The organism is Prosthecobacter fluviatilis (genome assembly GCF_055388355.1).
This window is the reverse complement of the sequence record NZ_AP043782.1, coordinates 529,210-540,026: the sequence shown is the minus strand read 5'-3', so window position 1 is coordinate 540,026 and position 10,817 is coordinate 529,210. Positions and strand designations below refer to the sequence as shown.

Sequence of the window (10,817 nt, the reverse complement as noted above, 5' to 3'; positions counted from 1 at the left end):
TCTTGACGGTGTACAAAACGGAGCCCGCCTCTTCCGAGACGGGCTCCGCGTGGTTGAGCTTATTTATGCTTTGAGCATGCGTGGCAGCACGGAGGCCGGGACGACTTCATAACTCGTAGGAACCATGGAGTAGCTGGCGCGGCCGCGTGAGAGGCTCCTTATGGCTCCGGCGTAGCCGAACATTTCGGCGAGGGGGACCTCGGCGAGGATGCCGGCTTCGGTGCCGTGGTGGTCGATGCTGGTGATGCGGGCGCGGCGGCGATTGAGATCGCCGAGGATGTCGCCCTGGTGCTCGTCGCTGACGGTGCATTCGACCTGCATGACGGGCTCCAGCAGCACGGGGGCGGCGAGGCGCAGGGCTTCGCGCAGGGCGTCTCCTGCGGCCATACGGAAGGCCTGGTCGTTGGAGTCCTTGGCGTGGTAAGCGCCATCAATGATGCGGACGCGGACATCGACGAGCGGGCTGCCTGAGAGCGGACCCGACACGGCGGCCTCGGTGATGCCACGGCGCACCGCGCCCATGAACTGGGAGGGGATGCTGCCGCCGACGATGGCGTCTTCGATGACGATGCCTGCACCGCGTTCCAGAGGCTCCACGGAGAGCTTCACCCGCGCATACATGCCTGAGCCGCCGTTCTGCTTTTTGAGCAGATGGTCGGCCTCGGCCTGCTGCGTGATGGTTTCACGGCACGCGATCTCCGGTGCGCCAGCGATGGTTTCGACGCCATGCTCGCGCAGGAGTTTTTCGCGGATCACTTCGAGGTGGAGCTCGCCCATGCCGGAGATGAGGCACTGGCCGGTCTCCTCATGGGTGCGGACGCGGAAGGTGGGGTCTTCATCGCTCAGGCGTGAGAGGGCCGTAGCCAGACGTGACTGGTCAGCGGACTTCGCGGGCTCGATGGCCATGCTGACGACGGGTTCGGGGAACACGGGCGGCTCAAGCATGATGGCATGATCTACCAGACACAGGGTATCGCCTGTGCTGAAGTTGTTCAGTCCGGTGACGGCGCAGATGTCGCCTGCCTGGACGGTTTCGAGTTCATCGCGTCGGTTTGCGAAGACACGGAGCAGCCTGCCGCAGCGCTCGGTTTTGCCGAGGCGCGGATTGAGGAGCGGCGTGCCTTTTTGCAGGGTGCCGGAATAAACGCGGACATAGACGAGGCGGCCTGCCTGCGGATGGCGCACGATTTTGAAGGCGAGCGCGGCAAGGGGGGCATCGATGGCCTGCGTGCGCTGTACTTCTTCGGGTGCAGGCAGGAAGTCCACGATGGCATCGACCAACGCGGAGACGCCGATGTGTTTATAGGCGCTGCCGCCGATCACGGGCACGAAGCGGCCTGCGAGGGTCTGACGACGTATCGCGGTGCGAAGTGCCTGCGCGGGCACGGGGAGGTTTTCGATCCAGAGCTCGGCGATTTCGTCGTCGAGGCTGGCGAGAGCCTGGATGAGATCGCGGCGTGCGGATTCCACGGCGGAGAGCCATTCGGAGGGAATGGATTCGACGGTGAAGCCGGTGGGCGAGTCTGCATGGGTGCGCAGGGCGCGCGCTTCGACGACATCGAGCTGGCCGAGCAATGCGGATTCGGCACCCCAAGGCAGGAGGATGGGCCAGGCGCAAGCGTTGAGCTTGGTCTGCAATTCGCCCACAACGCGGGGGAAGTCCGCGCCGAGGCGGTCCATCTTGTTGATGAAGACCACGCGGGGTACGCGGTAGCGATCCATCTGACGCCAGACGGTTTCGCTTTGAGGCTGCACGCCACCGACGCCACAGAAGACGGCGACAGCGCCGTCGAGCACGCGGAGGGAGCGCTCGACTTCGGCGGTGAAATCGACGTGGCCGGGGGTGTCGATGATGTTGAGGCGGTGGGGCTGCCCGGCGAAGAGGCGGGTGAGGCCTGCGACGGGCTGCTGAGTCCACGAGCATGGAGCCGCGGCGGAGGAGATGGTGATCCCCTTCTCGCGTTCGATGTCCGAGAAATCGGTGGTGGTGTTGCCTTCGTGCACGTCTCCGCAGGCATGGATGGCGCCTGCGTAGAAGAGAATGCGTTCGGTGAGCGTGGTTTTGCCAGCGTCAATGTGGGCGGCGATGCCAATGTTGCGGATGCGGCCCGAGTCAGTCGTGTTGAGTTTCATAAGAGTCAGATGTTCGAATTTGGAACGGCTGCTCCCCGGAAATGAAAAGGCCCTGATGCAGACTGGCGGCATTCAGGGCTCCCGGGGATAGCAGCGATATCTGACTTCTGTCCTCTATGACATAATCATCCCGAGCCCTGGCCGCAGCCGGGCGGAATGAAATATGATGATGGAGAGGCGTGGTGTCATAAGACGCTGTGGTTACATAACATACGGCTTGAAAAAGTCAATGGGTGCACCAGGCAGAAGGACACGAGGAATGCGGGCCGCATCAGAAGGAGGAAAAGGAAGTGGGCCTCATCGCCCCGGCTAGCATCTGAAATCTGCTGACATGCCAACGTTTGATGTGTCATGATTAGGAGTTCAGATTTCACCGGTCATGAGCACGCAATCTTTTCAAATCCGCTCCTTTGATGCCGCTGATGAAGCGGCGGTGATCGCGCTGTGGGAAGTCTGCGGGCTGGTGGTGCCGCAGAATGCTCCTGCGGCGGACATTGCGCGAAAGCTGCAGGTGAATCCGGAGTGGTTTCTGGTGGGAGAAGTTGAGGGCAGCGTCGTTGCCACTTGCATGGCGGGATATGAGGGCCATCGAGGCTGGATCAACTACCTGGCGGTGCATCCAGACCTGCGGCGGCAGGGGCTGGCGCGGCAGATGATGGAGCATGCGGAGAAGCTGCTACGAGAGGCAGGCTGCCCGAAGATCAACCTGCAGGTGCGGAAGAGCAATTCGGCGGTGATCGCCTTCTATGAGTCGCTGGGTTTTGGTGTCGATGACGTGGTGAGCCTGGGCAAGCGGCTGGTGAAGGATTCGCCCAGGCATGAAACACCCGTTGATTGATCAGATCCTGCATTTGGCCCTTGGCGGCGAGCTGCGGAATACATTCCGTGCTCCATCTCATGTTCACGGCTGGATGATCCGCGCGCCGCGCTGCCAGGTGATGTAGGACCAGACCCAGTGGAGGAAGACGATGGCGCGATTGCGCATGCCCATGAGGAAGAGGAGATGAACGAAGAGCCACATGAGCCAGGCGAGCATGCCGCGAAGATGCATGCCGGCAAAGCTGACGACGGCGGCGCTGCGGCCGATGGTGGCCATGGTGCCTTTGTCGAGATAGGTGAAGGAGGAGCGAGGCACGGACATGCCTTCATTGAGGATGGTCCTGGCGATGAAGCGGCCCATCTGGATGGCGGCGGGGCTGACACCGGGCACGCGGACGCCTTTGGCATCGGTCAGCGCCACGAGATCGCCTGCGGCAAAGACTTCGGGATGGCCGGGGAGACTGAGGTCTGGCTGGACCTGGATGCGGCCTGCGCGATCCAGCGGGATGCCGGCCAGCGTGCGTGTGATCCCGCTGGCCTCCACACCTGCGGCCCAGATGACGGTATCGGTCTCGATGCGCTGATCGCCGGTGATGACATAGCCTGCACCGACTTCTTTGACGGAGGTATTCAGGTGCACGGTGACGCCGAGGTACTCCAGATGCTTGCTGGCGTAGTCTGGCAGGCCGCCGGGGAAAGTGGCGAGGAGCTTGGGCCCGGCCTCGATGAGGTGGATTTTCGCCTGGCAGGGATCGATGCGGCGGAAGTCCTCCTTCAGCACCTGCTGCGCGAGTTCGGCGAGTGAGCCCGCCATCTCAACGCCGGTGGGACCGCCCCCCACAATGACCATCGTCAGCAGGCGTGCCGTTGTCTGAGGATCATTCGAGCACTCGGCCTGCTCAAAGGCGAGCAGCACCTGCTTGCGGATTTTCATGGCATCATCCAGGCTCTTGAGCCCGAGCGTGTGCGCGGCCCATTCGTTGTGGCCGAAGTAGCCGGTCTTCGCACCGAGGGCGATGACGAGGTAGTCGTATTCCAGCACCTGCTCCTTCAGGTGAACCTGCCTGGCATCGAGATCAATGCGTTGCACCTCGTCCATCAAGGTGGTGACGTTTTTATAATCGGAGAGAATGGAGCGAAGCGGCTGCGCGATGTCGGTCATGGCGAGGCCTCCGGTGGCCACCTGGTAGAGCAGCGGCTGAAAGAGGTGGTGATTCCAGCGGTCCACCAAGGTGACGGAGAAGCGTTCTTCGGGAAATCCTTTGGCACATTCCAGCCCGGCAAAGCCGCCTCCGAGTATCAAGACACGCTGCTGTTTCATGCTTTTAATAGAGCATTCGAACGAGACAGCGCAATGGCGGTGGAAAAATTGAAACAAATATCGAAATTCAAATTCATAGAGAGCTTGCATCAGCCCCTATGCTCAAAAGAGTTAACGAGCGAACTCGGGCTCCTCACGATGACTGTCAAACACCGCCAGGACCGTGGATGAGATGCCTGACCGCAGCCTTATGATTTCCATTTGCTCCTTGGATAGCCGATAATCCCCGACGCTGGGCATCTGTTTGTAATAGGGTTCAGTGGTTGGATTCAACAAAACCCAAATGCGCGGAGATGACCTGACACCCACCATTTCAACATCACGAAGACTCTTAAAGATCAATGCTTCATCCGAGTGATTCGATCTCTCCTGGGCCTCCATCTGCTGCAAGCACGCCCACTCAAACCTGCTTTTTTCCTCCGTGCAGGAAACAGCCAGGCAGGCGAAACAAAGAGCCATTGAGGCCATCACAATCGGCAATGTCATAATGGACGAATCTAACATTTAAACTGCTTGCTGCCAAAAACCATCTGTCCAACAGCTTGCAAAGCTGAACCGATTGGTCCGTTGTATCGACCATGAAACCGCTTCTGCTCTTCAGCTTCTTCGCCATCTCCGCCCTACCCGCCGCCGACAAACCCTTCACCCTGCCGGGATTGAAGCAGGACATTGAATTCGCGAAGGCCGGGGATGTCTCGCTGACGCTGGATGCGTTTGTGCCGGAGGGCGAGGGGCCGTTTCTGACGTGCATCCTCGTGCATGGCGGCGGCTTCACCAAGGGGGACAAGCATTCGTTCATCAAGCCGCTGTTTGAGCCGCTCTCCAAGGCGGGCTTCACGTGGTTCACCATCAATTACCGCCTCGCACCACAGCATCAGTGGCCGGCCTGCGCGGATGATGTGGCGAGCGCGATCAAGTGGGTGAAGGCGCATGCGGCGGAGTACAAGGTGGATGTGAGCCGCATCGCGCTCATCGGAGAGTCTGCTGGGGGGCATCTCGTGTCATGGGCGGGAGTCACGGGCAAAGGCGACACGCGCGTGGCGGCGGTGGTGCCGTTTTACGCGCCGCATGATCTGGCTGTGCAGGTGCAAAGGCGCAAAGCGCTGGGCGGCCTCGGCGGGCTCATCGGCACGGAGGAACTCAATGACGCGGCGTGGAAGAAGCTGGCGGACATTTCGCCGCTGAACCACATCCAGGGCGGGCTGCCGCCTTTTCTGCAACTCCATGGCGACAAGGACGAGACGGTGCCTCTGTCGCAGAGCGTGAACTTTGAGGCAAAGATGAAAGCGGCGGGGAACAGCTGTGAGACCATCGTCGTGCCTGGAGGCATCCATGGCATGGGCGGCTGGGAGAAGCTGGGGTCGGATTATCAGAAGCAGATGATTGAGTGGCTGCGGAAGACGCTGAAGTGATAAGGATGAAAGGGTGAAACGGCCAGGCGGTGAAGCGGGCTCTGCACCTTTTAGAAACACTGCAAAAAGAGGTGCGCGCGGGCGTTCCTTTTTAACTTTCCCAACTATGATCCGCCCCCTCATCTGCCTGCTGGCTTTCTTTTTCTCTGTCTTCGCCTCTGCGGCTGACGCTCCACTTCCCGCCAAGGACAAGTTTTACCTTTTCCTGCTCGTGGGCCAGTCCAACATGGCCGGGCGTGGGGTGGTGGAGGAGCAGGACAAGGTGGTCAATCCACGTGTGCTCATGCTGAGCAAGGAGGGCCAGTGGGTGCCTGCGATGGACCCGATGCATTTTGACAAACCCGCAGCGGGCGTGGGCCTGGGCAAGACGTTTGGCCAGATCGTCGCCGAGGCGAATCCGGGCGTGACGATCGGGCTGATCCCCTGCGCGGTGGGTGGATCGCCGATTGATGCATGGAAGCCCGGTGTCTTTTACCCGCCGACGAAGAGCCACCCATGGGATGACATGGTGAAGCGTGTGGAGACGGCGCTGCCTGCGGGCACGCTGAAGGGCATCCTGTGGCATCAGGGTGAGAGCGACTCCACGGCGGAGCTGGCGACGGCGTACGGCGAAAAGCTGCACGACCTGATCAACCGCCTGCGCGAGCTGGTCAAGGCACCGGAGGTGCCCTTCATCGCCGGACAGATGGGCAAGTTTGACGGTGTGCCGTGGTCGCCAGAGAAAGTGCTGGTGGACAAGGCCCACCAAGACCTGCCGAAGTCAGCCCCCCGCACGGCCTTTGTGACGGCGGAGGGCCTGAACCACAAGGGTGACAAGGTGCACTTTGACTCAGCGGCCTACCGTGAACTGGGCAAACGCTACGCGGCGGCTTATCTGCAGATGACGAAGTGAGGTGCCCGCAGATGGAGGCGGGAGATCACAAAAGGCGGCGAAGTGGGCACAATAAGCACCGCTTCCGGCGCCGTACTCACACGCACCATGACGCGCCTACTTCTCCCCCTCGCCGCCCTGCTGCTCGCCGGACCTCTCCATGCTGAATTCAAAGCGGGAGCGGCTGTCATCGACATCACTCCGCCGAAGCTTCCGGTGCTGGTCAATGGCGGCATGCTGAGCCGCTACGTGGACAAGATCAACACGCGGGTGAATGCACGGGCCATCGTGGCCAGCGATGGCAAGACGGAGATCGCCATCGTGGTGGCGGACAGCTGCATGATGAGCCGCGAGGTGTTGGATGATGCGAAGAAAATGGCCGCCGCCAAGACGGGCATCCCGGCGGAGCGCATGCTCATCTCCGCCACGCACGCGCACTCAGCGCCGGCTTCCATGGGCTGCCTGGGCACGGAGGCGGACCCGAGCTACACGCCCTTTCTGAAGGAGAAGCTGGTGGAGGCCATCGCGGCGGCGCAGGCGGCGATGGTGCCTGCGCGCATCGGCTTTGCCAAAGCGAATGCGGCGGAGTTCACGGCGCTACGGCAGTGGATTCGCCGGCCGGACCGCGTGGTGGAAGATCCCTTTGGAAACAAGTCCGTGCGGGCCAACATGCATGCCGGGAGCAACTGGGATAATGTGACGGGCGAGTCGGGACCGGAGGATCCGGACCTTTCCCTGATCTCGATCCAGACGAAGGAGGGCAAACCGCTGGCGGTGCTGGCGAATTTTTCGATGCACTACTTTGGCGACAAGGACATCAGCGCAGATTACTTCGGCCTGTTTTCAGACGGCCTGAAGCAGCGCATCGACCCGCAGGGAAAAATGGTGGGCATCATGTCTCACGGCTGCAGCGGGGACATCTACCGCGTCGATTACACCGTGCCTGAAAAGGACCGGCCCAAGCCCACCATCGATGAATACACGAACGGGCTGCTCGACATCGCGATGAAGGCGTATGACGGCATCAAGTATGAGGAGCCTGCCAGCATCGCCATGACAGAGACGCGCATGACGCTGCAATACCGCACCCCGGACAAGCAGCGGCTCGAATGGGCGCAGCGTGTGGTGGCTGAGATGGGGGACCGGCTGGCAAAAACGCAGACGGAGGTCTATGCACGGGAGCAGATCCTCCTGCATGAGCGGCAGCAGACGGAGATCGTGGTGCAGGCGCTGCGGCTCGGAGACATCGGCATCGCCACCACACCGAATGAGACCTACGCCATCACAGGGCTGAAGATCAAGGCGGCGAGTCCCCTGCCCCGCACGATGGTGATCGAGCTGGCGAATGGCGGGGACGGCTACATCCCGCCGCCGGAAATGCATGCCTGGGGCGGCTACAACACCTGGGCGGCGCGCTCCGCCGGGCTGGAGGTGAATGCAGAGCCCAAGATCGCAGGTGCAGCCATCGCGGCACTGGAAAAAGTCACAGGCCAGCAGCGCAGGCTGTGGAGGCTGCCCGCTGGAAAGGCCACCCAGGCGGTGCTGGCGCTGAAACCGGCGGCCTACTGGCGGCTGAATGAGTTCACCGGCCCGGTGGCTGCAGACGCGAGCCCCCACGGCAAAGACGCGGTGTATGAGCGGGACGTAGCCTACTATCTTGAAGGGCCGAAGTCCGCAGGCTTCTGCGCGGAAGGAGCCACCAACCGCGCTCCGCATCTGGTGGGTGCGCGCATCCGCTCGCACTTGGCAGAGCTGGGCAGCCGGTATTCCGTCTCCCTGTGGTTTTGGAACGGCATGCCGAACGAGGGCCGTGACACCAGCGGCTGGCTGTTTTCCCGTGGGGATGACCACGGGCTGGGCGTCTCGGGAGAGCACCTGGGCATCGGCGGAAAAAGCGGCAGCACGGGCAGGCTGATCTACTTCACCGGCACCGACCCCAAAAACCTGACCGCTGGCAAAACGGAGATCCCACGCTGGCAGTGGCAGCACCTGGTGCTGGTGCGAGACGGGGGCAAGGTGCGTGCCTACCTCAATGGCGCGCTCGAGTTTGAGACAGAGGCACACCTCGCAAGCACACAGCCCGCTGCGGACTGCTTCTTTGGCGGGCGCAGTGACAGTGACTCGAACTGGGAGGGGAGGCTGGATGAAATCGCGGTGTTTGACCGGGCGCTGACGGCCGAGGAGATCGGCAAACTGAAGGTTCCCTAAGCCCCAAGGCCTGTTCATATGCGCAGGATTCTGCGCGGAAGTGTCCCTTGCATACGGCCTGCCGCTGGGTATCAGCAGCAGTCCCTGATTCAAACAGGGCTTCGGGAGTGTCCTGAAGATTCCTCATGTCAGAACACAAAAACTCAAACAGTTGGACCCTGGCCCTTGTCGCTTTGGGTGTGGTATTCGGGGACATCGGTACCAGTCCTCTTTATGCGCTGAGGGAATGCCTCACGCATGCGGGTTACGTGCCAGGTCGGGACGGGGTGGACATGATCTATGGGCCGATCTCGCTCATGTTCTGGTCGCTCACGCTCATGGTCTCGGTCAAATACCTGGGCCTGCTCAGCCATGCCACGGCCCAGGGAGAAGGGGGGATGTTTGCCCTGCTGTCCCTGCTGCGCTCCCAAAAAGAGGCGCTCACACCCAAGTCCACGGCCTTTGTGGTGCTGGTGGTGCTCTTTGGTGCCGCGCTGCTGTACGGGGACGGCATGATCACACCGGCCATTTCGGTGCTTTCAGCCGTGGAGGGGATCAAGCAGATCAGCGCCGGGCTGCCGCAGCACGTGATCGTGTACATCTCCGTGGCGATCATTTTTGGACTGTTCATGGTGCAGAAGCATGGCACGGCGCGGATTGGCGTGGCGTTTGGCCCGATCATGATCCTGTGGTTCAGCGCGCTGGCCGGGATGGGGTTTTACCGTTACATCCAGCATCCGGAGGTCATTGCGGCCTTGTCTCCGCACTGGGGCCTGTACTACCTCATGCACCATGGCAGCCACGGCATCGTCATCATGGGCATGGTGCTGCTGGCGGTGACAGGCTGTGAGGCGCTGTATGCCGACATCGGCCACTTTGGCGCCAAACCGCTGAAGCGCGCCTGGTTCATCCTGGTCTATCCGTCCCTCATTCTCAACTACCTCGGCCAGGGGGCTTTGGTCATCAGCGATCCCGCCGCGCTGGAGCATCCCTTCTTCAGGCTGGTGCCGCAGCCGCTGCTGGTGCCCATGATCATCCTGGCCACGGCAGCCACCATCATCGCCTCTCAGGCCATGATCACCGGCGTTTACTCGCTCACGCAGCAGGCGGTGCAGCTGGGCTACCTGCCGCGCCTGAAGATCATCCACACCAATCCGGATGTGCGTGGGCAGATCTACATGCCGCAGGTGAATTTCCTCCTCATGGTGGCCTGCATCGCGCTGGTGATCGGCTTTGAGACCTCCAGCAATCTGGCCTCCGCGTACGGACTCTCGGTGTCCATGGAGATGTTTCTCACCAGCGTCCTGTTCTACTTTGTGGCCCGCCGCATCTGGGGCTGGTCGTTCTGGAAGGCCTTTCTGCCGGTGCTGGTCTTTACCTGCATCGAGCTGGGGTACGTCTCCGGCAGCCTGATCAAATTCATGCAGGGCGCGTGGTTCCCGCTGGCCGTCGCAGCATGCATCTGGGTCATCATGAAGACCTGGACGGACGGGCGCGCCATCCTCTTCCAGGCCATGCAGCGCGGCCGCCTGCCGGTGGTGCATCTGGTCGATGAAATCAAACGAGACCGCATCATCCGCGTGCCCGGCACCGCCGTCTTCATGTCTGCCAGCGCAGATGGCCTGCCGCTGGCGCTGCTGCACCACCTGAAGCACAACAAGGCGCTGCACAAGCAGGTGGTGCTGCTGAGCGTGAAGTTTGCGGACGTGCCATACGTCTGCAAAGAATCGCGCCACGAGATCAGCGAATACCACGAAGAGTTTTACCGCGTGGTGCTGCTGTACGGCTTTGCCGAGCCGCCGGATGTGTTCAACGACCTCTGCGCTGCGCTGAGCGAAAAGACCAAGGTGAAGCGCAACGGCATCACCTTCTACCAGAGCCGCGAGGTGCTGCTGACCAACGGCCCCGGCAAGATGGCGGCGTGGCGGAAGAAGCTCTTCGTCACCCTCTCCCGCATGAGCCGCCCAGCCACCGGATATTTCGACCTGCCGCCGCGGCAGGTCATTGAGCTGGGGATTCAGCTGGAGGTGTAGCTGGGCGGATCCCCACTTCTGAAAGAAACAATCCCTGTTCG

Annotated in this window: 7 protein-coding genes; 5 read left to right on the top strand and 2 right to left on the bottom strand. The window is 61.6% G+C overall.

Features of this window, described 5'->3' with window-relative positions:
* Positions 1-63 precede the first annotated feature (63 nt).
* Complete coding sequence (gene fusA, locus ACZ5WW_RS01865; RefSeq protein WP_377169477.1) at positions 64-2,133, bottom strand: elongation factor G; 2,070 nt, start codon at positions 2,131-2,133, stop codon at positions 64-66.
* A 379-nt stretch (positions 2,134-2,512) separates the two neighbouring features.
* Here fusA and ACZ5WW_RS01860 point away from each other — a divergent pair, with 379 nt between their 5' ends.
* Positions 2,513-2,971, top strand: a complete 459-nt coding sequence (locus ACZ5WW_RS01860) for a GNAT family acetyltransferase (protein ID WP_377169474.1) — start codon at positions 2,513-2,515, stop codon at positions 2,969-2,971.
* Between the two features lie 63 nt (positions 2,972-3,034).
* Here ACZ5WW_RS01860 and ACZ5WW_RS01855 read toward each other — a convergent pair whose 3' ends face one another.
* Complete coding sequence (locus ACZ5WW_RS01855; protein ID WP_377169472.1) at positions 3,035-4,273, bottom strand: NAD(P)/FAD-dependent oxidoreductase; 1,239 nt, start codon at positions 4,271-4,273, stop codon at positions 3,035-3,037.
* Positions 4,274-4,851: 578 nt separating this feature from the next.
* Between ACZ5WW_RS01855 and ACZ5WW_RS01850 the strand changes: the two genes are divergently transcribed.
* The 4 genes from ACZ5WW_RS01850 (at position 4,852) to ACZ5WW_RS01835 (ending at position 10,776) form a co-directional block, all read left to right on the top strand.
* The gene (locus tag ACZ5WW_RS01850) at positions 4,852-5,685 is read left to right on the top strand and encodes an alpha/beta hydrolase (protein WP_377169470.1); all 834 of its coding nucleotides are present in this window, start codon (positions 4,852-4,854) and stop codon (positions 5,683-5,685) included.
* 106 nt (positions 5,686-5,791) lie between these two features.
* Positions 5,792-6,577 (top strand): sialate O-acetylesterase, encoded by a 786-nt coding sequence (locus ACZ5WW_RS01845; RefSeq protein ID WP_377169468.1) that lies wholly within the window; start codon positions 5,792-5,794, stop codon positions 6,575-6,577.
* 87 nt (positions 6,578-6,664) lie between these two features.
* On the top strand, positions 6,665-8,764 hold the full coding sequence (locus ACZ5WW_RS01840) for a LamG domain-containing protein (protein ID WP_377169466.1): 2,100 nt from the start codon (positions 6,665-6,667) through the stop codon (positions 8,762-8,764).
* 125 nt (positions 8,765-8,889) lie between these two features.
* Positions 8,890-10,776 (top strand): potassium transporter Kup, encoded by a 1,887-nt coding sequence (locus tag ACZ5WW_RS01835; protein WP_377169464.1) that lies wholly within the window; start codon positions 8,890-8,892, stop codon positions 10,774-10,776.
* Positions 10,777-10,817 lie beyond the last annotated feature (41 nt).

Excerpts from the sequence above, each read along its gene's own strand:
- fusA (WP_377169477.1), bottom strand. The coding sequence starts at position 2,133 with ATGAAACTCAACACGACTGACTCGGGCCGCATCCGCAACATTGGCATC.
- ACZ5WW_RS01860 (WP_377169474.1), top strand. The coding sequence starts at position 2,513 with ATGAGCACGCAATCTTTTCAAATCCGCTCCTTTGATGCCGCTGATGAA.
- ACZ5WW_RS01855 (WP_377169472.1), bottom strand. The coding sequence starts at position 4,273 with ATGAAACAGCAGCGTGTCTTGATACTCGGAGGCGGCTTTGCCGGGCTG.
- ACZ5WW_RS01850 (WP_377169470.1), top strand. The coding sequence starts at position 4,852 with ATGAAACCGCTTCTGCTCTTCAGCTTCTTCGCCATCTCCGCCCTACCC.
- ACZ5WW_RS01845 (WP_377169468.1), top strand. The coding sequence starts at position 5,792 with ATGATCCGCCCCCTCATCTGCCTGCTGGCTTTCTTTTTCTCTGTCTTC.
- ACZ5WW_RS01840 (WP_377169466.1), top strand. The coding sequence starts at position 6,665 with ATGACGCGCCTACTTCTCCCCCTCGCCGCCCTGCTGCTCGCCGGACCT.
- ACZ5WW_RS01835 (WP_377169464.1), top strand. The coding sequence starts at position 8,890 with ATGTCAGAACACAAAAACTCAAACAGTTGGACCCTGGCCCTTGTCGCT.